At 44.5% G+C, this 24057-nt stretch carries 20 protein-coding genes; 10 read left to right on the top strand and 10 right to left on the bottom strand.

Annotated features, from left to right (window positions below; genetic code table 11):
- Positions 1-117 precede the first annotated feature (117 nt).
- The 6 genes from lpdA to ampD all read right to left on the bottom strand — a co-directional run bounded on the left by lpdA (position 118) and on the right by ampD (position 9325).
- The gene (lpdA, locus tag F0261_RS11045; protein ID WP_014950394.1) at positions 118-1539 is read right to left on the bottom strand and encodes a dihydrolipoyl dehydrogenase; all 1422 of its coding nucleotides are present in this window, start codon (positions 1537-1539) and stop codon (positions 118-120) included.
- A 132-nt stretch (positions 1540-1671) separates the two neighbouring features.
- Positions 1672-3708, bottom strand: a complete 2037-nt coding sequence (gene aceF, locus F0261_RS11040) for a pyruvate dehydrogenase complex dihydrolipoyllysine-residue acetyltransferase (protein WP_171337986.1) — start codon at positions 3706-3708, stop codon at positions 1672-1674.
- A gap of 21 nt (positions 3709-3729) precedes the next feature.
- A complete protein-coding gene (gene aceE / locus F0261_RS11035) occupies positions 3730-6405 on the bottom strand; it encodes a pyruvate dehydrogenase (acetyl-transferring), homodimeric type (RefSeq protein WP_039232184.1) in 2676 nt (891 codons plus the stop codon).
- Between the two features lie 210 nt (positions 6406-6615).
- Complete coding sequence (gene pdhR, locus F0261_RS11030; RefSeq protein WP_014950397.1) at positions 6616-7362, bottom strand: pyruvate dehydrogenase complex transcriptional repressor PdhR; 747 nt, start codon at positions 7360-7362, stop codon at positions 6616-6618.
- Positions 7363-7701: 339 nt separating this feature from the next.
- A complete protein-coding gene (gene ampE, locus F0261_RS11025; RefSeq protein ID WP_171337985.1) occupies positions 7702-8595 on the bottom strand; it encodes a beta-lactamase regulator AmpE in 894 nt (297 codons plus the stop codon).
- 190 nt (positions 8596-8785) lie between these two features.
- Entirely contained in the window at positions 8786-9325 is a 540-nt protein-coding gene (gene ampD, locus F0261_RS11020) for a 1,6-anhydro-N-acetylmuramyl-L-alanine amidase AmpD (RefSeq protein WP_171337984.1), read from the bottom strand.
- 200 nt (positions 9326-9525) lie between these two features.
- On the opposite strand from ampD, the gene F0261_RS11015 reads away from it, so the two are divergent.
- The 8 genes from F0261_RS11015 to yacG all read left to right on the top strand — a co-directional run bounded on the left by F0261_RS11015 (position 9526) and on the right by yacG (position 16083).
- Positions 9526-10044 (top strand): TIGR02281 family clan AA aspartic protease, encoded by a 519-nt coding sequence (locus tag F0261_RS11015; RefSeq protein WP_171337983.1) that lies wholly within the window; start codon positions 9526-9528, stop codon positions 10042-10044.
- 31 nt (positions 10045-10075) lie between these two features.
- Positions 10076-10930 (top strand): carboxylating nicotinate-nucleotide diphosphorylase, encoded by an 855-nt coding sequence (gene nadC / locus F0261_RS11010; RefSeq protein WP_171338002.1) that lies wholly within the window; start codon positions 10076-10078, stop codon positions 10928-10930.
- 537 nt (positions 10931-11467) lie between these two features.
- A complete protein-coding gene (locus tag F0261_RS11005; RefSeq protein ID WP_159577815.1) occupies positions 11468-11893 on the top strand; it encodes a prepilin-type N-terminal cleavage/methylation domain-containing protein in 426 nt (141 codons plus the stop codon).
- An 82-nt stretch (positions 11894-11975) separates the two neighbouring features.
- A complete protein-coding gene (locus tag F0261_RS11000; protein WP_171337982.1) occupies positions 11976-13184 on the top strand; it encodes a type II secretion system F family protein in 1209 nt (402 codons plus the stop codon).
- 54 nt (positions 13185-13238) lie between these two features.
- Positions 13239-14135, top strand: coding sequence for an A24 family peptidase (locus tag F0261_RS10995; protein ID WP_171337981.1), 897 nt, complete (start codon positions 13239-13241; stop codon positions 14133-14135).
- Positions 14136-14155: 20 nt separating this feature from the next.
- Positions 14156-14776 carry a dephospho-CoA kinase gene (gene coaE / locus F0261_RS10990; protein WP_171337980.1) on the top strand — a complete coding sequence of 207 codons (621 nt, stop codon included), beginning with the start codon at positions 14156-14158 and terminating at the stop codon, positions 14774-14776.
- Positions 14777-15013: 237 nt separating this feature from the next.
- Complete coding sequence (gene zapD, locus F0261_RS10985; protein ID WP_171337979.1) at positions 15014-15766, top strand: cell division protein ZapD; 753 nt, start codon at positions 15014-15016, stop codon at positions 15764-15766.
- A gap of 89 nt (positions 15767-15855) precedes the next feature.
- Entirely contained in the window at positions 15856-16083 is a 228-nt protein-coding gene (gene yacG, locus F0261_RS10980; RefSeq protein WP_171337978.1) for a DNA gyrase inhibitor YacG, read from the top strand.
- Positions 16084-16158: 75 nt separating this feature from the next.
- Here yacG and F0261_RS10975 read toward each other — a convergent pair whose 3' ends face one another.
- The 3 genes from F0261_RS10975 to F0261_RS10965 form a co-directional block, all read right to left on the bottom strand.
- The gene (locus F0261_RS10975; RefSeq protein ID WP_171337977.1) at positions 16159-16941 is read right to left on the bottom strand and encodes a peptidylprolyl isomerase; all 783 of its coding nucleotides are present in this window, start codon (positions 16939-16941) and stop codon (positions 16159-16161) included.
- A 346-nt stretch (positions 16942-17287) separates the two neighbouring features.
- Positions 17288-18127, bottom strand: a complete 840-nt coding sequence (locus F0261_RS10970) for an ABC transporter six-transmembrane domain-containing protein (RefSeq protein WP_171337976.1) — start codon at positions 18125-18127, stop codon at positions 17288-17290.
- A 4-nt stretch (positions 18128-18131) separates the two neighbouring features.
- Positions 18132-18704: a TetR/AcrR family transcriptional regulator gene (locus F0261_RS10965; RefSeq protein ID WP_171337975.1), complete on the bottom strand. Its 573-nt coding sequence runs from the start codon at positions 18702-18704 to the stop codon at positions 18132-18134.
- A 116-nt stretch (positions 18705-18820) separates the two neighbouring features.
- Here F0261_RS10965 and F0261_RS20225 point away from each other — a divergent pair, with 116 nt between their 5' ends.
- Together F0261_RS20225 and F0261_RS10955 are read left to right on the top strand one after the other, a co-directional pair.
- The gene (locus F0261_RS20225; protein WP_171337974.1) at positions 18821-19948 is read left to right on the top strand and encodes an efflux RND transporter periplasmic adaptor subunit; all 1128 of its coding nucleotides are present in this window, start codon (positions 18821-18823) and stop codon (positions 19946-19948) included.
- On the top strand, positions 19945-23043 hold the full coding sequence (locus F0261_RS10955; protein ID WP_171337973.1) for an efflux RND transporter permease subunit: 3099 nt from the start codon (positions 19945-19947) through the stop codon (positions 23041-23043). Before F0261_RS20225 ends, F0261_RS10955 begins: the two co-directional genes overlap by 4 nt.
- Before the next feature lie 130 nt (positions 23044-23173).
- On the opposite strand, the gene F0261_RS10950 is transcribed toward F0261_RS10955, so the two are convergent.
- A complete protein-coding gene (locus tag F0261_RS10950; protein WP_216600784.1) occupies positions 23174-24025 on the bottom strand; it encodes an SDR family NAD(P)-dependent oxidoreductase in 852 nt (283 codons plus the stop codon).
- Between the last annotated feature and the right edge of the window lie 32 nt (positions 24026-24057).

Below are 24057 nucleotides of genomic sequence, written 5' to 3'. Positions count from 1 at the left end.
GCATGTTCGTCATCGCGTTGTGTTATCGCAGGTAAAGTGGTTCTAAAACATTCAAAGCCCTAATAAAAAAAACCGCTCAATGAGCGGTTTTTTCGTAGTTCGAACAAAGAAGCTAATTTACTTCTTTTTCTTCGCTTTCGGGTTTGGCAGGTCAGTAATACTTCCTTCGAAGATTTCAGACGCAAGACCAATTGATTCGTTAAGCGTTGGGTGAGCATGGATAGTCAATGCTACGTCTTCAGCATCAGCACCCATCTCAATAGCTAGGCCGATTTCGCCAAGCATTTCGCCCGCGTTGGTACCTACCATAGCACCACCGATTACGCGGCCCGTTTCTTTTTCGAAAATCATCTTGGTCATACCGTTAGTTGCATCAGATGCAATTGCACGGCCTGAAGCAGCCCATGGGAACGTTGCTGTTTCATAGCTTACGCCCTGCTCTTTCGCTTCTTTTTCAGTTAGACCAACCCAAGCAACTTCTGGCTCAGTGTACGCTACTGAAGGAATAGCACGTGGGTCGAAGTAATGCTTCTGTCCAGCAATAACTTCTGCTGCAACGTGACCTTCGTGAACCGCTTTGTGCGCAAGCATTGGCTGACCTACAAGGTCACCGATTGCGAAGATGTGGTCAACGTTAGTACGCATTTGCTTATCAACGTTGATGAAGCCACGCTCGTCAACGTTTACGCCAGCCGCATCTGCGCCAACTAGCTTACCGTTTGGCTTACGACCAACAGCAACAAGTACTTTGTCGTAGCGCACTGGCTCAGCAGGTGCGTTCTTACCTTCAAATGTTACGTACAAGCCATCGTCTTTTGCTTCAACCGCAGTCACTTTGGTTTCAAGCATGATGTTAAACTTGTCTTTGTAGTCTTTCATGAACACTTTCATGATGTCTTTGTCAGCGGCTGGAATTAGCTGATCTAAGAATTCAACTACATCAATGTTCGAGCCAAGTGCTTCGTACACAGTACCCATTTCTAGACCGATGATACCACCGCCTAGTACTAGCATTTTCTCTGGAATGTCTTTCATTTCCAGTGCGCCAGTTGAGTCGATTACACGATCATCTTCTGGGATGAACGGTAGGCTTACTGGCTCAGAACCCGCAGCGATAATCGCTTTCTCGAAAGTAATGGTAGTAACGTCGTCACCATTTTTTACTTCTAGGGTGTTTGCGCCTGTAAATTTACCGAAGCCTTGTACATGCTTGGTTTTACGCATTTTAGACATACCGCTAAGGCCATTTGTTAATTGCTTAACAACGCCGTCTTTGTATTCGCGGATTTTATCTAAATCGATGGTAGGCTCGCCAAACGATACACCGTGACTAGCAAGGTGCTTCGCTTCTTTCATCACTTTAGCAACGTGAAGAAGGGCTTTTGAAGGGATACAGCCAACGTTAAGACAAACACCACCAAGCGTGTCGCGTGAGTCTACGATAACTGTTTCAATACCTAAGTCAGCCGCACGGAATGCTGCTGAATAACCGCCAGGGCCGCCGCCCAGTACCACCAATTGCGTTTTAATTTCGCTCATTGTGAACCTCAATCCTGTTCTTGTAGGGTCATGCTATTACTTTTGTGTAATAGCATAACCTAAATGCCACCAAATGGGCTTATAAAATCGTCGAAAATGTTACTGATATTGTAAACTTTTTCGACCTTTTATTTAAAGTATGATTCTGCGTAAGTCAGTTAGGTTTGCAGCAACCTCAGTAGAGAATCTTGCACCTACCGCACCATCGATGACTCGGTGGTCGTATGACAGGCTTAGCGGCACCATTAAGCGCGGCTCAAACTCTTTACCATTCCACTTAGGCTTCATCTCAGACTTAGACACACCTAATATGGCGACTTCTGGTGCATTTACAATAGGCGTAAACGCCGTGCCACCAATACCACCTAGACTAGAGATGGTGAACGTTCCACCCTGCATGTCAGCCGCTTTAAGCTTGCCTTCACGGGCTTTCTTAGATGTTTCAATAAGCTCTTGAGACAGCTGCTCAATACCTTTCTTATTCACGTCACGAATAACAGGTACAACAAGGCCTCCCGGTGTTTCAACCGCAATACCAATGTTGATAAACTTCTTAATGATTAAGCTCTCGCCGTCGTCAGACAGTGATGAGTTGAATACTTCGTATTTCTCAAGCGCTTTCGCTACCGCTTTCATAACGAATACTAGTGGCGTGATCTTAAGACCAGACTTAATTTTCGCGTGGTAAGCGTTTTGCTCTTTACGGAATTCTTCAACTTCAGTGATATCTGCTTCGTCGAACTGCGTAACGTGCGGGATAGTCGCCCAGTTACGGTGTAAGAACGGTCCAGAGATCTTTTGAATTCGAGAAAGCTTTTGTTCTTCAATCTCACCAAACTTGCTGTGATCAACAGGCTTAACCGGCACGATTTGAAGTACGTTGTCGCCTACAGGCGCACTGCCTGAAGCTGCTGCTGTGCGAGGTTTCGCAAGCTCAGCTTTCACATAGGCTTGAACGTCTTCTTTCAAGATACGGTTTTTAGGGCCAGAGCCGTTAACTTGAGTCAGGTCTACACCAAACTCACGAGCAATACGGCGAACCGAAGGAGAAGCATGTGCTTTACCTGTATTCTTGGCTTCTGGCGCTGGAGGCACAGGAGAGCGACCTTGCGAGGCTTCCTGCTGTGACGCTTGTTGAGTCTCTTCTTGCTTAGGCGATTCTTGCTTAGGCGCTTCAGCAGGCTTTTCAGCTGCACTTGAAGACGAACCACCGCTGGTCTCAAGCTTAACAACCAAGGTGCCTTGCTTAACTTTGTCACCAGCTTTGATAAAGACTTCTTTAATTGTACCTGCATGTGTTGAAGGCACATCCATGGTCGCTTTATCAGTTTCTAGCGTAATTAGGCCGTCTTCTTTTTCAACGGTGTCGCCAGCTGATACAAGTACGTCGATAACGTCAACTTCACCGTCTTCACCAATGTCTGGTACAGCAACTTCGATAGTCTCGCTACCGGCAGACGCCGCTGGCGCTGACTCTTGCTTTGCACTTTCCTGTGCAGCCGGTGCAGACGCTTCAGAAGAAGCATCGCTAGACGCCGATTCACTTGAAGACGAGCCTGAACCCGCTACTTCAAGCTTAATAACAACCGTACCTTCTTTCACTTTATCGCCAGTACTGATGAATACTTCTTTCACCGTACCTGCGTGTGTTGAAGGAACGTCCATGGTTGCTTTATCGGTTTCAAGGGTAATTAGCCCATCTTCTTTTTCAATGGTGTCGCCCACTGAAACCAATACGTCGATTACGTCTACTTCGTCGTCAGAACCGATATCCGGAACTGCAACTTCAATCACTTCGCTGCTGCCAGACGCAGCTGGCGCTGCTTCTGGCTTGCTTTCGTCTTTTGGTGCTTCTTGCTTAGGTGCATCTTCTTTAGAAGATTCATCTGAAGCGTTTTCTTCAGACGCGCCTTCATCGGCACTGTCACCATTGGCAACTTTCATTTCACCAATCACATCGCCTTCTTTGATTTTATCGCCTACTGATACAGACAGGCTAACAATCTCACCTTCAAACGGTGCTGGGATGTCCATTGACGCCTTGTCACTTTCAACAGTAACAACGCCTTCATCAGCCTCAATGTTGTCGCCTACGGCAACACATAGCTCGATAACTTCAACTTCGTCACCGCCTACGTCGGGTACGATAATCTTTTGAATATCTGACATATGTAAAATACCTTATCTGGCTTACGCGTAAAGTGGGTTAAGTTTTTCAGCGTTAATTTCAAAACGCTTAATGGCTTCTGCTACCACTTTCTTCTCAACGTCACCGCGCTGAGCCAATTCGTAAAGTGATGCCACCACAATGTATGACGCATTAACTTCAAAGTGAGTACGCAAGTTTTCACGGCTATCGCTTCGACCGAAACCGTCTGTACCTAGGCAGCGGTATTCAGTTTCGATGAACGCACGTACTTGGTCTGAGTAGTTCTTCACATAGTCAGTGGCAGAAATCGCAGGACCTGCGTCTTTCGTAATTACCTGACCAATGTAAGGTACTTTTTGCTCAGCTTCTGGGTTTAGCATGTTCCAGCGTGCTACGTCTTGACCTTCACGGGCTAGCTCGTTGAACGAGGTCACTGAGTAAACGTCAGAAGATACGTTGTAGTCGTCACAAAGAATCTGTGCCGCTTTACGTACTTCGTTCAAGATAGTGCCTGAGCCCATCAACTGAACATTCAGCTTAGACTTGTCATTTTCAACGCGCTCTAGCTTGTAAATGCCTTTGATGATTTGCTCAGCAATATCATCGCCTTCAGGCATTTCTGGGTGTTGATAGTTTTCGTTCATCAATGTTAGGTAATAGAAAATATTCTCGTTATTACCGTACATGCGACGTAGACCATCTTGAACGATAACTGCAACTTCGTAGCCATACGTTGGGTCGTAAGTAATACAGTTAGGAATTAGGTTCGCTTGCACATGTGAATGGCCGTCTTGGTGCTGTAGACCTTCACCGTTAAGTGTGGTTCTACCCGCAGTTGCGCCTAAAAGGAAACCACGTGCTTGGCTATCGCCTGCTGCCCACGCCAAGTCACCAACACGTTGGAAACCAAACATCGAGTAGTAGATGTAGAACGGAATAGTGGTAGCGTTACACGTTGAGTAAGACGTACCCGACGCAACCCACGATGCCATTGCACCTAGCTCGTTAATACCTTCTTGTAATACCTGACCTTTCTTATCTTCGCGATAGTAAGCGACTTGGTCGGCATCTTGAGGTACGTATTTCTGGCCTTCATTAGCGTAAATACCTACCTGACGGAATAAGCCTTCCATACCGAATGTACGGGCTTCATCAGGAATAATTGGCACAATACGCTTACCAATTTTCTTATCTTTCAATAGCGCGTTAAGTACACGTACAAACGTCATGGTTGACGATACTTGACGGTCACCTGAACCTTTTAAGATGGCGTCGAATGCACTTAGCTCAGGAATTTCAAGCTGTTCTTCAGCCTGTTCACGGCGAGAAGGCAAGTAACCGCCTAGAGCTTCACGACGCTCGCGAAGGTACTTCATTTCTTCGCTGTCTTCGTCGAACTTGAAGTATGGCAGGTCAGCAATTTTCTCGTCTGCTACAGGAATATTGAAACGATCGCGGAACGCTTTGATTGAATCAACGTCCATTTTCTTAACGTTGTGCGCTACGTTTTGTGCTTCGCCTGATGCACCTAGACCGAAACCTTTAACCGTTTTAGCAAGGATTACCGTTGGACGACCTTTCGTATCAATGGCTTTTTGGTAAGCCGCGAATACTTTAACTGGATCGTGACCACCACGGTTCAAGCGCCAGATGTCGTCGTCAGACATGTTCGCAACAAGTGCCGCTGTTTCAGGATACTTGTTGAAGAAGTTTTCACGGGTGTACTTGCCGCCTTTGGCTTTACAGTTCTGGTATTCACCGTCTACCGTTTCACCCATAAGCTGAATTAGCTTGCCAGATTTATCACGAGCTAATAGCTCATCCCAGTAGCTACCCCAAATAACTTTCACTACTTCCCAGCCAGCGCCGCGGAACGTACCTTCAAGTTCTTGGATAATTTTGCCGTTACCACGTACAGGTCCGTCTAGACGCTGAAGGTTACAGTTGATAACAAACGTTAGGTTGTCTAGGCCTTCACGAGAAGCAAGACCAATTGCACCCAAGCTCTCTGGCTCATCACACTCACCGTCACCCATGTAGCAGTAAACGCGCTGACCTGAACAGTCTTTGATACCACGGTTAGTTAGGTACTTAAGGAAGCGCGCTGTGTAGATAGCTTGAAGTGGACCAAGACCCATAGATACGGTTGGGAACTGCCAGTAGTCTTTCATCAAGTGAGGGTGTGGGTAAGACGACAGACCATCGCCCGCACACTCTTGACGGAAGTTGTTTAACTGCTCTTCAGTTAGGTTGCCTTCCATATATGAGCGCGCATAAATACCTGGAGAAATATGGCCCTGTGCGAAAATAAAGTCGCCGCCTTGGTTCTCGTTAGGCGCTTTGAAGAAGTGGTTAAAGCCAACATCGTAAAGCATAGCTGATGATGCGAAGCTACCAATATGGCCACCAAGCTCTAGGTCTTTCTTAGATGCACGCAATACAATCATCAATGCGTTCCAACGAATCGCCGCACGGATGCGCGCTTCGATGGTCAAGTCACCAGGCATTTTTGGCTCTTGCGCTGCTGGGATAGTATTGATGTAGGCAGTAGTAGCGTCATACGGTAAATGCGCTCCGCTGCGACGGGCTTTATCAATAAGTTTTTCGAGTAAATAGTGGGCGCGTTCTACGCCTTCCTCTTCTAAAACCGACTCAAGCGCATCAATCCACTCTTTAGTTTCTTGAGGATCTACATCTTGGTGCATCATATCAGACATGGTGCCATCCTATTTTTTGCTTATATAGAAAATCCTCCCTTAGCATTGCCTCTACTCTTAAAGGCGCTAAAAGAAGGAAAACTAAATTACGTTGTACTCACAGTGACCCAATCTGGCTCACCTGCTTTTGCAGTGGCACAGGAAAAACCTGACCGGCCTCTGCGAATGAATAGCTATCTAGCCCTTATCTCAAAAAAGTCAGACTAGTAACTAAATCTCTAATCGTCGCAATGCGCGCTGTACGCGGGTATCGCGTTGATTAATGGTTAATAGCGTTTTTTCAATAAACGCCAAATGCGTATTACATGCCTGACGCGCAGCTTCAGGGTCGCGAGAAGCAATGGCTTCTACAATTTCACGACGCTGCTTAGCAATGTCTTCCACCGCTTCAGGGTGCGCTGCCAACATGTCAAAGTTTCGTTCAATATTGTCCACCAGCATGCTTTGCATGGTGCTCATTACGTGCAACAACACCATATTGTGTGATGCTCTTGCCATAATGATATAAAACTGTCCTAGCGCCTCAGCTTGGGCACGCTTGCTTTCGTGCGCTTTGGGCGTAGGTACGTCGTTCAATGCTTGCTTCAATGCGTTATAATCTTCAGGTTGACCACGAAGTGCCGCATAGTACGCCGCCATCCCTTCAAGCGCATGACGAAATTCAAGCAAATCAAATTGAGTTTCAGGACGCTGGCTGACTAAGTCCATTAGGGGGTCTGTCATGGCAGAATTAAGGTTGCGGTTAACAAACGTACCGCCGCCTTGCTTACGTTCTACCAACCCACGTGCCTGTAAATTACCAATGGCTTCCCTAAGCGAAGGTCGCGATACATCAAATTCAAGCGCAAGCTCTCTCTCTGGCGGTAATTTCTGACCAGCCAATAACGTACCGTCGAGTATCATTGACTCGAGTTGCTCGGTAATCACATCAGAGAGTTTTTTTCGCTGCTGACGCATGCGCGCTTATAATCCTTTTAATTAAACCAGTGCTGCTATAACAGCGGTGAATGTAAAAAATAATCGTGGAAAATTTAATCACAGACACAATTGGTAATACCATTTTACCTATCTAGTTTAAGGCAGATCGATTTCGAGGTAAATACTCCCAAGCATAGCAAAGCCAGAGCAATTTGCTGGGTGTTAAGCTTTATTATTGAAATTGTTAAGAAAAGTAGAAGAACAGCAACTGGTCTGATGAGGGAGAGACTAAGCCAAATACCTAGCGAAGCGTCTGATCTACATACAATTAATTAGTAGACCAAACGCACCATCAACATGAAATGTTAAAAATAATGATTATGCCAAGCTTCCAATAAGGGTCAGCGCCGACGTTATTACAAGCAGAAAAATAACATTACGTTTTGCTAACTTTACAAGCACTTTAGGTTCAACTGCTGCATTTTCAGTCTGCTGCTGTTGTTCATCAGGCGTCAGCACTTCTGCTTTTGCTGAAATTCGAGTCAATACGTCATAGGCAGGAATGTCGAATTGTAAGGCGTGCATTATCCATTCAGGCAATGCACGCGAGAAATGCCCCATCATCAACATACCAAATGCGGTAATGCGAACTGGAATATAATCAAGGGCAAACATCAGCCTGCCTGCCGCGCCTTTCAGTGGATGATTTCCCTCGCATAGTGCTTCAGTGGTGCTTCTACTTAGGCTGTAAAACAACGCACCAGGTGCACCAAATGCAATAAACCACAACATAACAGCTGCATAATGTTGGTAGTTCAGCCACGTAAGATGCTGGCCGAAGCTTTTACCTTCTGCACCCGCAGAACCGTCACTATCAGACTGACTGGCGCAATGACCAAGCTGGTCGGTATACATGCTGCACGCCTGAAGATCGCCCCGCTCTGCAGCGTTTAGAAAGCTTTTATAAATAGCCCTTAATACAGGACAACCTATACAAATGAATAGCACAACACTCTGTTCAATAAACGTTAGAAAGGCACCAAGCAGCCAATATTCAATAACACCTAGCAGAACCGCAGGAAGCAAAAGATAAAAATAGAGCGCCGTCGATGAAGCTTTGCTTCCCTCGTGTTCGCTTTCGCGAAGACTAATAAAACCTTTATCGTGCAAAAAGTCGCGATACACAGCCGCATACTTCTCAATATGCCACTTCGAATCTTTTGTGATCAGCCGCTCTAAGCTGAGAACTAGTAACAAGCTCATTAACATCATAGGCGTTAGGCTTCCTTTTGGTGATGCAGTTTTAAAAGCGAATATTTATTACTACGGCAGTCTGAATTACAGCGTTCCTATAACAAAGGTAAGTGAGATACTCAGCTTTGTATTCAGGCTACTTAATTTTAGGTTATTTAAATACATCAAGCGTACTTACAACGCCCGGCTTCTGGTAGAAAGTCTAAAACTAGCTAACCCCAGATACGTGGTTTCTGTATCTTGCCCAATCAAAGGCTTCGCCTGGGTCGGTTTTACGTCCAGGTGCAATATCATTATGACCTACGATACGCCCTAAAGTGATCCGAGGATAGCAACTTATAATAAAATCAGTGAGTTTCTTCAGTGCTTCATACTGAGCATCGGTGAAAGGCAAGGTGTCGGTTCCCTCCAGTTCAATACCAATTGAATAATCGTTGCAACGATGCTTGCCTTGAAATGACGACAACCCCGCATGCCAAGCGCGCTGATCAAAGGGCACAAATTGCTCAATTTCACCTGTTCGATAAATAACACAGTGAGCAGAAACGCGTAAACCTTCAATTTCTTTATAAAAAGGATGCTCGTCTGGGTTAAGTGTACCGGTAAACAATTGACGAATACCCGACGTACCAAACTGAGATGGCGGCAGCGAAATATTATGAATGACTAAAAGATTAATATCTGTGTCGACAGGGCGTGCATCAAAATGCGGACTGGGGGTGTAGCTAGCGTGATTGTAAAGCACCATAGTGTTTGCTTCGAGAATTGATTTTTTGCGTAAACGCCTACATTGTATAGAACAGTAAGTGTGGCATTGTAGCACTTAAAAAATCAAGCTACCCGTGAGTGTATTGATATTAAAAGGCGATACCACAAGCTATACAAAGCCTGAAAAAGCGGGCTTCATAAAAAGCGCATTGTCACATCACGTTTTAAAAAGGTTTATGCATGAATGAACAACAAGACCCGACAACGTCGACGGGCAAATGGATGGTTGCACTTGCATGGATTTGCGGCTTCGGTTTATTAGTGTTTGTTTTTTCCGATTTATTAGAAAAACAAATAAACCCAAATAGCGAACCCAGCTCAAAGCGAATAGGGTCACAAACCGAAGTTCGCCTTAAGCAAAATCGTCAAGGGCACTTTGTTACAACGGGATACATAAATGGCGAGGAAGTGGTGTTTCTGGTAGATACAGGCGCTACTGATGTCGCGGTGCCAGCACACCTTGCTAACAGACTTCAACTAAAAGCAGGGCGCGAGGGACTAGCCAGCACCGCCAATGGCGTTGTGAGAGTAGCTGAATCTACTATTAATACACTGCGAATTGGTGAAATAGTGGTTCGCGATGTTAAAGCAAACTTAAACCCCGGTATGCAAGATGACCACATACTCTTAGGAATGAGTGTTCTTCGCCAATTAGAGTTTACTCAGCGCGGAGATTGGTTAATATTGCGTACCCTCTAAATAGACAATAGTACAGACCATAGCGATGAAGATGACATCACCAGATATGCAAGCGATACGAGAACAAGTATCTAACGCGCTTATCGAAGATCTTGGCGGCGAACTGAATGCCGCAAACGATATTACCGCAAACCTCATAGATGATAGTGTTAATGCAAAAGCCACAATAATTACACGCGAACCTTGCGTTGTTTGCGGAATTGCTTGGGCTAATCAGGCATTTGCCCTTATTGACGAGTCGGTATCGCTGACATGGCATGTAAAAGACGGCGACAACGTTGAAGCTGACACTGTACTGGTAAGTTTAGAAGGCTCAGCCAAAGCTATTTTAACTGCCGAGCGTACCGCACTTAACTTCTTACAGACGCTTTCAGGAACGGCAACGGTTACTGCATTTTATGCCAAATTTTTAGAAGGCTCTAACACCAAAATTCTTGATACGCGCAAAACACTACCTGGCCTGCGCTACGCGCAAAAATATGCCGTGCGTTGTGGTGGCGGTCAAAACCACCGCGTTGGCCTTTTCGACGCTTTCCTTATTAAAGAAAACCATATTTTTTCATGTGGCAACATAGAAAAAGCAGTAAGCCGAGCCAAATCCATGATGCCGGGCAAACCTGTTGAAGTGGAAGTTGAAAATATAGCTGAACTTGAACAGGCACTTTCAGCTGGTGCGGATATTGTGATGCTTGACAATTTTTCCAACGAACAGATCCAACAGGCAGTAGCGCTTAATAAAGGGCAATGTAAACTAGAAGTATCAGGAAACATTACTGATGAAAGACTGGCATCGCTTGCTCAACTAGGCGTAGATTACATTTCATCTGGCGCGTTAACCAAACACGTTCAGGCTATTGACTTGTCTCTACGTATTAGTTTGTCTTAGTAAACAAACGCGTGAAACGTAACGCGATTACTGCTGTGATTAACACAATGGACGTTTATTCACGCCACAAGGCATTGAACTAAAGCAACGCCAAAAAGTGAACTATTATGCGCGAGTTGATTTTTACTTTTGAGAAAATCAACTCGTTTCAGGCCTTTCGTTTTCCTAAATATTCCTCGGAATCATTGGGTTTCAAGGTAAAGATTAAGAAGCATATTGGCTGTATGATTTGCAATACGGTTACCGCTTCAGTTCGTCGGTCATTTCTCAAAAATACTTTCTGTAAGCGCTTAGCTCCTCGTACATAAGTCATTAACTTTTATACGAAAGTTCAAGCAATAAAGCATGCAAAGGCAAGACTATCCATGTCATACTGAAAAAGCTAGACATAGGTATATTTGCCTATACTTGTCAGCAACAAATAAAATTCTATACTGAGTATCAAGTACCAGGGGCGTTAAAAGGACGACTCGGGTATAAACGTCAATTTGAATTAGATTTAAACTTTACGTGTTATACACGTCCCGGAGAAAAACCATGATGAACATGAATACTAAAAACCAAAAAGGTTTCACCTTAATCGAACTAATGATTGTTGTTGCAATCATCGGTATCCTTGCAGCAATCGCGCTTCCTGCTTATCAGAACTACACGCAAAAAGCGAAATTTACAGAAGTAACTAACGCGACAGCAGCAGCGAAAACTGCAGTAGAAATTTGCGCACAAACTGTTGACGCTACACTAGCAGCGTGTGACGGCGGTACAAGCGGTGTACCGGCAGACGTAACACAATCTGCAACAGTTGTTGGTGTTACAACACTAAACGGTGTAATCGAAGCTGAAGCGTCTGGTAACTCTGGTGTTACTGACGGTACAAACCCTGCTACTTATACACTTACTCCTACAGTAACCGACGGCCGCGTTACTTGGGCTGCAGCATGTGTACCAACAACGCTTTGCTAATCAAAAGCGCATAGACCAATAAAAGAAAAACCCAGTGTTGTAACTGGGTTTTTTTGTTTAACTTCACTTTGGATATTACAAAATGGCTAAGGCGGCTTCGGTATTCACATGGCAAGGAAAAGATCGGCACGGTCAAGCCCGTAAAGGCGAAATTTCCGCTACATCGCTTTCAGAAGCAAAAAACCTACTGCGACGCCAAGGCATTTCCGCAAATAAGGTAAAGAAGCTTGCTAAGCCTTTATTCGGCGGTGCCCAGAAGATTAAACCTGGAGATATTTCCGTCATATCTCGGCAAATCGCTACAATGCTTGCGGCTGGCGTTACGCTAATTCAATCTTTAGAGATGATTTCTCAAGGCCACGCGAACTCTTCGATGCGAAAACTTCTCGGGGAAATAACCGATGAAGTAAAAGCTGGTAACCCACTTTCATCAGCCTTAAGAAAGCACCCTCTTTACTTTGATGATTTGTATTGCGATTTGGTTTACACGGGCGAGCAATCTGGTGCGCTTGAAACCATTTACGACCGTATTGCGACCTACAAAGAGAAAGCCGAAGCACTAAAATCAAAAATCAAAAAAGCGATGTTTTACCCTATCGCGGTTTTGGTTGTTGCTTTTATTGTTACGACCATCCTTCTTATATTTGTTGTGCCACAGTTTGAGGAAATTTTCAGTAGCTTTGGCGCAGAACTCCCCGCTTTCACCCAGTTCGTGTTAGCTATTTCCCGGTTTGTGCAAGACTACGGTATTTTTATCGCCATCGGTATTGGCGGTGCAGGCTTTATGTTTATGCGTACTTACAAGCGAAGCCAAAAGCTGCGTGATTCGGTAGACCGCAAAATCCTAAAGATTCCTGTTATTGGTGAAATTCTTAAGAAAGCCAGTATCGCCCGATTTACCCGAACGTTAGCAACTACTTTTGCAGCAGGTGTTCCGCTAATAGGTGCACTTGAATCTGCGGCCGGAGCCTCGGGTAATGCGGTATATCGCGATGCCATATTATATATGCGCAAAGAGGTGGCAGGCGGTATGCCTATGCATGTTGCTATGCGCGCAACACAAGTCTTTCCTGACATGGTTACGCAAATGATTGCCATTGGTGAAGAGTCTGGAGCCGTCGATGAAATGCTAAGTAAAATTGCTACTATTTACGAAGCTGAAGTTGACGATATGGTAGATGGCCTCACCAGCCTACTTGAACCTATGATCATGGCCGTACTTGGTGTGGTGATTGGTGGCCTTATTGTGGCTATGTATCTTCCTATATTCCAAATGGGTAACGTGGTATAACGTGCCCATTACTTAAAAAGAAACGCTATATAAAAATTAAAAGAACCACACCTAATGGACGCTATAATTTCGCTTAGCCAGCTATACCCCGCTGTTTTTTACTCTCTCATTTTTCTTGTCAGCTTAATGATAGGCAGTTTTTTAAACGTTGTAATTTACCGTTTACCTATCATGATGGAGCGCAGTTGGCAGCAAGAGTATCAAAACTATTTTAGTGAAAGCGATGTTGCTGGAAAAGCGGATGACGATTCAGCTGTGACACAAGAAGTGTTCAACCTTGTAAAGCCTGATAGCACCTGTCCAAGCTGCGGTCACAAAATTCGAGCATGGGAAAACATCCCAGTTATTAGCTACTTATTTCTTAAAGGCAAGTGTGCCAAGTGTAAAGTAGGCATTTCTATTCGCTACCCTCTTGTAGAGCTTTTCACTGCAATTGCGTGTACATTCGCTGCCTATCAATTTGGTGTCACATCGCAAGCACTGTGGGCTGTAGCATTTACCTATGTATTAGTTGCCTTACTGTTCATTGACTTAGACAAAATGTTATTGCCCGACCAGCTAACGCTACCACTTCTTTGGTTAGGTTTGTTGTTAAGTACTCAGCACGTGTTCGTAGGTACGACAGACGCCATTATTGGAGCAGCTGCGGGATACCTAAGTTTATGGTCGGTTTACTGGCTATTTAAATTAGCAACAGGAAAAGAAGGCATGGGCTACGGCGATTTTAAACTACTCGCTGCGCTTGGTGCATATACTGGTTGGCAAGGCCTGCCCGTCATTATTTTGCTATCCTCTTTCGTTGGCGCTGTGGCTGGTGTGTTAATTATGGTATTTCAAAACAAAGGCAAATCGCTGGCAATTCCATTTGGCCCCTATCTTGCCGTAGCAGGATGGCTAACCCTTCTGTTTAAAGACGAAATCATCACCACCTATCTCGAGTATGTGCTGTAATGAGTAAGGTAGCTTCAAATATGAAAAAACAACGCCAAGTTTTTGTAGTGGGTTTAACGGGTGGTATTGGCAGTGGAAAATCTGCTGCAACTGCAATGTTTGAACGCCTCGGAATTGATGTTGTTGATGCAGATGAAGTAGCTAGAGATGTGGTAGCAGTTGGCTCTGAAGGACTAAACCAAATACAAGCGCACTTTGGAAACGGCATCTTGCTTCAAGACGGTAGCTTAAATCGCGCAGCGTTACGTGAAAAAGTCTTCGCTGATAATGAAGAAAAAAAATGGCTTAACGAATTACTTCACCCACTTATTCGGATGCGTATGCAACAGCTTATTGCTGAATCTACTAGTGCGTACACAATCTTGTCTGTGCCCCTTTTGGTGGAAAACAAGCTTGCTGAAATGTGTAACCACGTAGTGGTAGTAGATTGCCCTGAAAGTGTACAGCTAGAACGTGCACTTAAACGCGATGGCAGCGCAGAAGCTACAATAAGAAGTATCATGGCTTCGCAGGCCTCACGTAAAGAAAGAATACATGCTGCTGACGATGTTCTAGATAACAGTACTACGTTACAAGCGTTAGAGTCGCAAGTGTCTGCTCTTCATGAACGATTGTTGGCGCTTTCTACAGCATCATCTTAACTCACCTACAAGGTGCAACCTCGCCTACTGCGTAAAAAGCATAAAGCCTCTCAAAACACTGTTCTTCAACGTTTCATTCGTTTTTTGAAACTTTTTTGACCAATTAACGTCAAAGTATTAATTTGTCGAACAAGTATACTTGGCTTAAACGCTTTGATGCTTTAGGCTTATTGCCATTCGCTGGTCTATAATATTTCAACCGCAAGCTTTCTAAGTCTATGTGTTTTAAGGGGTTCCATGGGTAACGCTGTATTCGAATTTCCACTTAAGGAAAAAGTACGTAATTATTTACGTGTAGAGCAGCTGCTTGGGCAACTTAAAATTACCGCTAAATCAGAGCATACACACCTTCAGCTTGTATTTTTTGAGCAGCTATTCGAATTACTCGACCTCATTGAACGATTAGATCTTCGCTCTGACTTAACTAAAGATCTCGAAGCTCACGAAAAGAATTTAGTGTATTGGTCTAAACACCCCAAAATCGATAGCACTGCGTTAGACCAAGCACTTAAAACGGTACTTAGGTTGAAAGAAAAGCTTAAAACCGATCGTCGATTTGGTAGTGCACTAAAAGACGACAAATTGCTAAGCGCTATTCGCCAGCGTTTTGCTATTCCCGGTGGCGCATGTAGTTTTGATTTACCCAATTTACATTTTTGGCTACAGCAACCATTAGAACAGCGCCAAGAAGAAATTACTCAATGGCTTGAAACGTTGGGTTTACTTGACGATGCTATCGCGGTCAGTCTTTCGTTTATTCGTGAACGTGGACAGTTTGTTAATGTTGTAGCTGACAACGGTTTTTATCAGGGCGCAGCCGAAGATAAAAACGAGCTAATTCGCGTTAAATGTAGTGTAGATGAAGGTTATTACCCTACGCTCAGTGGCAACAAGTATCGCTACGCGCTTCGCTTTATGCAGTTCACACCGAAAGAAGGGCATACCGGTGCAATTGAAAGTAGTATTCAGTTTCACCTAGCCGCCTGTTAAACTATACGCATAAATCTTATTTTCCTGTCTAGAATGAACATTTCGCAATAGCGAGATGTTATGTACGACGTATTTCACTGGAGTAAATAATGGAAGTGAAATGTCCTATTTGTGCCAAGCAAGTTGTTTGGTCACCCGCTAGCGAATTTCGCCCTTTTTGCAGCAAGAAATGTCAGCTTATCGATTTAGGTGAGTGGGCAGCAGAAGATAGAAAAATTGCCGGTAAGCCAGCAGAAGACGCTACGCCAAAACATATAGATGTAGAAGAAATTGAGGCCATGTTGGCGCAGCAGTCAGATGACTTTTTTAAGCACTAAACATTAAACCACTGAGTTTAAACAAAGGTTAAGCTCAGTGGGTGTTTTTGATAAAACAATAGGTTTTGATGAGCCTTAACGCTTTCTAAGTAATCCGGCCGCACCCAAAAGCAACAACCAGAATGCAGCTCCACCACCGCCATTTTCACTGCTGCCGTCATCGCCACCATTGTCGTTCCCGGGCTGCTGATCAATCAGGGTGTTAGGTGTTTTATTCAGCTCACTGTCTGTTACTTCATTACTATCAAGAATATTGATAGCGTAGACGGTAACAAAGTTCTCGTACCCCGGCATAGCGCCACTTGTGCACTGCTCGCTGGTAAAGTTAACCATGGGCGTTCTGCCAAAGTCGTTTAGGCAGCGCGGCAACGCTTGCATGTCTTCCAAAATAGCCATGTCTTCTGTAAACACTTGCCCAAAAACAGTGAAGCCACCGTTTTGAACGTCGAGATTGGCGCTGTTGTCGTTGATATTGAAAAACCATTGATTGGTAGCACTATCGGGGTTACCACCAACCTTAGCCATGGCGATTGTCCCTCTGACATTTGACAGTTCCGGTTCATTTCCCACCGCTGGCTCTGATTCAACAGCAGCATGGCTAAAACCATTTTCGTATTTAAAGCCACCACCTTGCACAACAAAGTCGGTTTCTAGACGGTGAATAATAGTGTCTGTATACGCACCCTCATTAACGTAGCTAAGAAAGTTTTCGACTGTTTTGGGTGTAGTGGTGTCATGCAAGTTAACGCGTATATTGCCTTGCGAGGTAACAAACTCAACGATGGTAGCCTGCGCACAAAAAGAAAAAAGTGCAGTACATGATGCAATTTTTATTAGCTTTTTTATTGGGAATTTCATAGTGTCACTTTGTTAATTGATAATCACAAAGCGCAACATAATAGAGTGGTAAATATGGTAATACTAGTTAGTTTGTTCAAATAACATGTATCGTTTCGCAAAACCCATCATCTTGGGCAATTGCCCAGTATCGCATTTTGCTACAGTCGTTAAATACAGGGTTAGCACTTTATGCAACACGTCTTAATTCACTGGCTTAAATTAATAAGTATCCTTTCTTGCGCCTAGCTCGTAGCTAACCTCCTCGGTAAAAACTTCAGCGGTGAAAGCCGAAATAATGTGTGCCTGAGCAGCATCGCGCCATCAAACAGTAGAGCTTTAGTCGTGTTGCAAGCCAATGTTATGGCTAGTTCATGCGATTTGAAATCTCTTTGAGTCGTATGAGCTGCTGAATAAAAAACGGTAAGGTAACAACTTTCTCACTGTAATCATAAACGTATATCAAGATAGCCAGAATAGTACCAACCTCTGGTACGCTGTCAGTACCGTTAATCGCCAGTAACGGTGTCGCTACTAATAGCGATATAGTGCCAAACCAAATGACACCAAAATTCAATGTCTCCACATCAGACAGCTTTACGTTCCAGCGCATCAGCTTGAGAAAATGACTGCGAACGGCCGTATTCGTTCTTTGTGTCAAAATGTCTACACGTTGCTCAAGTATTTGATTGTACTGAGTATGATACTGGTATTGTTTCTCCCCAGTTATTAGGTACATGGCTATCATCAATAACAATAGACCAAGGCAGGCAAAGAATATCTCAATATTCAGGGTCGCAATAATTGCAAGAGTGCCCACCACACCAATTAAGCTAAGAAAGATACCTGGAATTGAGTGTTCAAAAAACTCGACAAGTTCGGTAAGCAAACTACTTCGTGCGCTGATTTTAGAGACTGATAGCCCCTTTTTACGACCATTGGACACCATTTTTGACGCCGTATCGCTGTATATTCCGCTGTAAACACGGGTGTCATAGAATCGTCTGGCAGAGCCCATAAGCAAGCTGGTTAAACCTAAACCACCTAGCATAGCCAGTCCGTGATATTCGCCTTTAACCAGATCATTGACGGCCCAACCGATTACCAAAGGAAACAGCAAATCTAACAAGGATTCAAACACCACTAAAAGCATTGTGAGTGAGATACGAAACGGGTAGCGCCTATAGATTGCGGTTAATGAGAACAAAGCATTAGTCCTTGCTAGCCACGCCAGCACAAAAACTCTCGAACGCCATTTTGGCAGCATCAGCGTGAGATACATCGTGCTTAGCGACCATTTGCCAAGCAGCAATAAACAGGCCGTCTAACAATGCCATTAGCCAGTCGATAGAAAGATCTTTTCGAATACTTTTTTCTTTTTGACATTGAATGAGCAGATCACGAAGCTCTTCGTCTTGCTTATGATAGAGCTCGTCAAGGCTGGCAATGTCTTCGATGATTGCATCGAGCTTCATGATAAATGTGAGCTCTTTGTGCATAGGCATTACCTTCACGAACATTAAGCGAATGGCATCAAGATAAGATGAAGCCATCTTATCTATTGAAGCGGTGGCCTCGTCGAAAGATTCGACACACTGCTTGGCAACCGCCTCAATCAACTGCTCGCGCGTTTCAAAGTGGCGATACAGCGTTGCTCGACCAACACCTGCTACCTGCGCTACGTCAGAAAGGCTAGCGTTTTTGTTTTCGGCAAGAAGCACCATACCCGCTTGAATCAATGCAATTCTTGAGCGTTCTGAGCGCGCATCTGTGGTTGAAGCCATGAAATCACCTCCGCAATAAAAAATAATTTATGAGACACACTTGTTTCATAAAAACAATACACTTATGATACACATATGTCTCAAAAAGTGTAAAGCAATTTATTTTGGAGAAGGCTGTGATTACAAAGCGTAGATTAGTTCAAGTTTGCGTAGCGGCGTTGTTTATAACGACAGTACTCTGGGTGGTGACAGAAGAACGTGTTGAATCGAGTGAGTCAGCTGGCCAGCAACCCGTATTGAAAGTCAGCACACTTGAATTAACACCGACAGTTTATGGTGTAAAAGAATCCGTTGTTGGCATTACTCAAGCCCGATGGAAAGTTGACTTAATTTCTGCAGTAGAGGGGCGTGTCTTAAATTTAAACAACGATTCGGAACCAGGTAATCAGGTTACACCTGAAACCCTGCTGGTCGCGATTGACGACACAAGCTACAAAGCTCAGTTAGCCAATTCCGATGCTCAGGTAAAGCAAGCACAGTTAGAGTTGGCTCGTTATCAACATGAGCAAACGGTCACTGAGCAAGTCTCTGCTGGTAATAAGCTTACTGCTTTTGGCCGTTTTGAACCTCACATTGAAGCTGCCAAAGCCAACCTGAAAGCAGCAACAAATGCTCGAAACCAAGCCCAACAACGCTTGCTTGAAACCAACATATACCCGTCATTTAACGCAGTTGTATTTGAACGCTGGGTTGTGCCTGGGCAGTGGGTAAATTCCGGAGACAGACTTTTTACACTTATCGCCAGTGACAGTATTGATATCTATGTGGAGCTATCCCCTAGCCAGAAACAGAAATTAGGCGCCCTAGACAAAAAAACTAACATTATTGTTGCCGACCAAAAAGGCCAAGAATGGGATGCCAGTTTGCGCTATGAAATTCCTGCTCATTCAGCGCAAACGAAGCAATCACAGCTGGTGTTATATATTGAAAACCCATACATGAAAGACAAGTCGCTGCTTCCCAATAGTATGGTTTCCGTTACTCTTATCGGCCAGCAAATAGACCATGTTGTGTGTGCACCTTCAACCGTTATGACTCCAGATGGCTACGTATGGATAGTGGAGAACGAGCGTCTGAACAAAGCCCAAATTCAGATCCACGAAGAGTTTGATGGCCGGGTTTGTTTTCAATTTATGCAACAGCCGGAAGTAACTCGAGAGCTAGTGCGTTTTCCGATTAGTACAATGCTGGTGGGTCAGCAAGTCGAGCCAGTGGTTGTCGATAGTCAGGGAATTACGTTATGAAGTGGTTAACCAGCTGGTTTCTCGACAATCCAGTCGCAGCCAACCTTCTAATGGCTTTCATCCTCGTTGCTGGATATTTGACGACGAGTAATATCCGTGTTGAAAGCTTTCCTCAAATTGAGCCTTCGCAGCTTAGCATAACGGTGGTTTACCCAGGGGGAACACCAGAACAAATCGATAGCAGTATAACCCAGCGAATTGAAAACGCCATTAGTGGCGTGGCGGGGATCAAAAGTGTAATGAGCGCGTCCTACGCCGGTTATGCGGAAATTACCGTACGTAAATCGGCAGGAACCGATCTAGACAAACTAGTCGACAATGTGCGGAATCAAGTAGAATCTATTGTAGGATTTCCAGAAAAAGCTGAGCGTCCAAGGATAGTTCCCGACGAATTTGGCAACTTGGCTTCATTTATTATTGTGCATGGTGATGTGGATGAAAGCACTTTGCAACAAGCCACGAATCAAGTGCAGAAGGCGCTGAAAAATCACCCTCAGATCTCAAAAATTACAAATCTGGGCAAGAAGAAAAGCCAACTGTCGATTCGTCCAGACCCACAAAAGCTGCAACACTATGGAGTGTCACCGCATTCATTAGCAGAACAAATCACACAGTGGTCACTTGAATATCGAAGTGGTGAACTAAACACAGAAAGTGGCAGGATCACTTTAAGGGGTGATGGTTTCGCTGATGATCTGACGCGCTTGGCTAACCTACCCATCATCACTTCTGCACAAGGAACGCTAACGCTCCATGATATTGCAGAGGTCACACGTACTCACGAAAAAGATGACAGTATTGTTCGCTTTGCTGGTAAACAAGCCGTAGCGCTAATGATATCGACCAGCAAAAAAGACAACTTACTTAACGTCAGTGATGCGACAAAAGACGTGCTTAGAGATATTCAGCCGCTTTTACCCGACAGCATTGAAACCACTGTGATGGCAGATATGGCACCTTACATCACTGAACAACTAGACCTACTCAGCAATAACGCCATTCAAGGTTTGCTCATCGTATTGGTCATACTAGGTATTTTCTTGGATTTACGTTTGGCTTTCTGGGTTGCGTTAGGCATCCCCGTGTCTCTTGCAGGTGCAGTTTGGTTAATGGACTTACCACAGTTTAATTCCAGCATTAACGACATCACTTTGTTCGGCATGATCTTAGTCCTTGGCATTCTCGTCGATGATGCAGTAGTCGTTGGTGAGAGTATTCACAATGCCCGAAAGACTTACCGCGATCCCAAACAAGCGGCATGGCAGGGCGTTAATGCCGTATCAACGGCAACTACATTCGGTGTGTTAACTACTATTGCCGCTTTTTCGCCGATGCTATGGATAGAAAATGAGCTGGCGAAAACACTCGCTGGATTTTCTGCGGTAGTTATATTTGCGCTAATTTTCTCACTCATTGAAAGCAAGCTGATACTGCCCTCACACCTGAGTTTTGCTTCTCAAGAAAAATCAGCCTCGAATTTGATCAGCCGGTTGTTTGCTGGATTACGCGAATACTGTCAGCAGGGATTGCAGTTGTTTTCACAAAACGTATTTGAACCCACGTTAAAGCTTTCCCTAAGGCATCAATTTACTACTCTGTTACTGTTTAGCTCAATTATGTTGATTGCTTGGGGAGGCCTAGCTAAAGGAACAATTCCAGCGGTCTTTTTTCCTGAGATACCGGGACGGTATGGTACCGCTACTGTCACCATGGACCAAGATGCTTCACCGACGCTAACCAACCGCAATGCAATGCAAATGGAATTAGCGATTACTGCGACCAATGAGAGATTGCAAAACGAGTTTGCATTTGATCAGCCTGTGGTGACCAAAAGTTTGGTTGCCGTGGATGGTGGTAAGAAAATCGAAGCAACTATCGAATTGTCTAAAGCTGCTTTGCAAGGTATCCCAAGTCAATCAATACTCGACGTTTGGAAGCAAGAGACGGGCTACTTAGAAGGTCACTACTCACTTAATTTCACCTTGGCCGATGAACCTGCGGGTGGAACAGCACTAGCCATATCGGCTAATTCAAGAGATATCGCTAAGCAAGTTGCTGACCACCTAATTGAACATCTTAAACCTTTGCCAGGTGTTGAAAATCCTTTCGATGACAGTCAAGCCGGTCATCGACAACTTTCCGTTACCTTAAATGAAAGAGGTCAGCAGCTTGGACTGACTCAAAGGGATCTTGCTGTTCTAGTAGGAGGTGCTTTCGGCGAAATAGAATTACATCGCCTATTGGACGACACAGAAGAAATTTCAGTTGTGGTTGTGTTACCAGAACAGCAACGCAAATCCATTTCGCAGCTTAAGAGCACAGGAGTTGTTTTACCGAACGGTGGATTTGCCAGTTTGGGTGAAGTGAGTGACATACAATACAGTCGCACTCCAGAGGTGCTTTATCGTCGCAATCGCGATGAAGTTATTACCATTCAATGGCGACACAATCGAGATATCAGTTCTCCTGAATCAGTTTGGCAAGCCTTGCAAACTAATGTGGTGCCGGCTCTATTGCTGCAATATCCGGGCGTTAAAGTGACTCCTGTCGGCGAATTCTCAGAGATCACCGAAGTACAGTCTGGTTTCAAAGAAGCGCTATTGATGACTCTATTTCTTATTTATGTATTGTTAGCTATTCCGCTTAAATCGTATTTTCAGCCGTTGATAATTATGTCGGTTATTCCCTTTGGTTTTGCTGGTGCGGTTTTAGGGCATGCGGTAATGGATGTTAGCGTTAGTATTTTGTCTTTATTTGGCATGATGGCGATGACAGGCGTAGTAGTAAATGACTCTCTGGTACTGATGACGCGCTTTAACCAATTACATCGTAAAGGAATGCCACTGTTTGATGCACTTTTTGAGGCTGGCAAAAGCAGAATGAAAGCCATTTTCCTTACCACCGTAACTACCGTGTGTGGTTTACTACCCCTGCTGATGGAAACTTCAGAAACGGCTCAATACCTCAAACCCGCCGCTATATCCTTGGTATTTGGCGAGTTGTTGGCTACACCAATAACGCTTATTCTGATACCCGTATTGCTTGGTTTAGGTAAGAAACTTAAGCTAACTACATCCACCAAACTAACCAATTGAACCCTTAGCGTATTCATGCAGAATAAATGACTTTGTTATCGGTAACCCCAGCATACCTACAAAGCTTGAGTTTAGGGGCTAGAAACGCCAGCGTGTAACACACACGCTGGCCATGACTGGCATAGCGTTGTTACGCTTTTGCCGTGGATAATGCGTTGGCCTCCCAGGCAACGAGCTCTTTTTCTACCTCTGCCATCTTGCTTCGCATGCCGCCCATTGCATCACCAACTAATGCAGCGTGAACTGGCGGGTTATCGGTTTCAATTAGTGCCAAAATGGCATCGGCCCCTTTTGCTGGGTCGTTTGGCTGTTTGCCCTGCAGGTTGCCTATAAAATTGCGAAACTGACCTGCAGGTGTTGACGCATAGTCGTCTATTATCGCGTCGGTGTAGTTTAGTGAACCGCCTGCAAATTCAGTGTGGAATACACCTATTGTTAACACCGTTGTGTAAATATTAAAAGGCTGCAGCTCTTTCGCTAGCGTTTCCCCTAAAATGTCGGTGGCAGCCTTCGCAGCGGTGTACACACCTAAACCGGGAACGCCAATGAATCCGCCTATGGCTGAGAACTGAAGAATGCGACCCGAGCGCTGTTTTCGCATGAGTGGCAACACTGCACGAATAAGGCTTAATCCACCGAAAAAGTTAACGTCGAATACCTTTCTTGCCTCGTCGTCAGAGGTTTCCTCTATGGCACCAACTGTGCCTACCCCAGCATTATTTGCCAATACATCAATACGGCCAAATTTTGCTATCACTTTATCTACTCCCGTTTGAATTGCGGCATTGCTGGTAATGTCCATCACAATGCCCAACGCCTTCCCGGGGTACGTTTTTTCAAAGTCAGCGGCCTGCTCAGGCTTTCTGAATGTACCTGCAACACGTGCTCCCGCATTCAATAAACGCTCGGCCAACACCTTACCTAAACCTGAAGATACGCCCGTAACCAGTACTACTTTGTCTTGAATTGAATATGTCATCATTATTTCCTCATGTCGTTTTAGAAGCGTCGTGC

The sequence above is a fragment of the Alteromonas sp. 07-89-2 genome, from assembly GCF_013113925.1.
Lineage (GTDB): Bacteria > Pseudomonadota > Gammaproteobacteria > Enterobacterales > Alteromonadaceae > Alteromonas > Alteromonas macleodii.
The sequence above is the reverse complement of the archived record's forward strand: the minus strand, read 5'-3'. Positions and strand labels throughout refer to the sequence as shown.

Excerpts from the sequence above, each read along its gene's own strand:
- nadC (WP_171338002.1), top strand. The coding sequence starts at position 10,076 with ATGACATCACCAGATATGCAAGCGATACGAGAACAAGTATCTAACGCG.
- lpdA (WP_014950394.1), bottom strand. The coding sequence starts at position 1,539 with ATGAGCGAAATTAAAACGCAATTGGTGGTACTGGGCGGCGGCCCTGGC.
- F0261_RS10965 (WP_171337975.1), bottom strand. The coding sequence starts at position 18,704 with ATGGCTTCAACCACAGATGCGCGCTCAGAACGCTCAAGAATTGCATTG.
- F0261_RS10975 (WP_171337977.1), bottom strand. The coding sequence starts at position 16,941 with ATGAAATTCCCAATAAAAAAGCTAATAAAAATTGCATCATGTACTGCA.
- F0261_RS10955 (WP_171337973.1), top strand. The coding sequence starts at position 19,945 with ATGAAGTGGTTAACCAGCTGGTTTCTCGACAATCCAGTCGCAGCCAAC.
- F0261_RS10950 (WP_216600784.1), bottom strand. The coding sequence starts at position 24,025 with ATGATGACATATTCAATTCAAGACAAAGTAGTACTGGTTACGGGCGTA.
- aceE (WP_039232184.1), bottom strand. The coding sequence starts at position 6,405 with ATGTCTGATATGATGCACCAAGATGTAGATCCTCAAGAAACTAAAGAG.
- coaE (WP_171337980.1), top strand. The coding sequence starts at position 14,156 with ATGAAAAAACAACGCCAAGTTTTTGTAGTGGGTTTAACGGGTGGTATT.
- aceF (WP_171337986.1), bottom strand. The coding sequence starts at position 3,708 with ATGTCAGATATTCAAAAGATTATCGTACCCGACGTAGGCGGTGACGAA.
- F0261_RS11015 (WP_171337983.1), top strand. The coding sequence starts at position 9,526 with ATGAATGAACAACAAGACCCGACAACGTCGACGGGCAAATGGATGGTT.
- ampD (WP_171337984.1), bottom strand. The coding sequence starts at position 9,325 with ATGGTGCTTTACAATCACGCTAGCTACACCCCCAGTCCGCATTTTGAT.
- F0261_RS10995 (WP_171337981.1), top strand. The coding sequence starts at position 13,239 with ATGGACGCTATAATTTCGCTTAGCCAGCTATACCCCGCTGTTTTTTAC.
- yacG (WP_171337978.1), top strand. The coding sequence starts at position 15,856 with ATGGAAGTGAAATGTCCTATTTGTGCCAAGCAAGTTGTTTGGTCACCC.
- F0261_RS11000 (WP_171337982.1), top strand. The coding sequence starts at position 11,976 with ATGGCTAAGGCGGCTTCGGTATTCACATGGCAAGGAAAAGATCGGCAC.
- ampE (WP_171337985.1), bottom strand. The coding sequence starts at position 8,595 with ATGATGTTAATGAGCTTGTTACTAGTTCTCAGCTTAGAGCGGCTGATC.
- F0261_RS11005 (WP_159577815.1), top strand. The coding sequence starts at position 11,468 with ATGATGAACATGAATACTAAAAACCAAAAAGGTTTCACCTTAATCGAA.
- zapD (WP_171337979.1), top strand. The coding sequence starts at position 15,014 with ATGGGTAACGCTGTATTCGAATTTCCACTTAAGGAAAAAGTACGTAAT.
- pdhR (WP_014950397.1), bottom strand. The coding sequence starts at position 7,362 with ATGCGTCAGCAGCGAAAAAAACTCTCTGATGTGATTACCGAGCAACTC.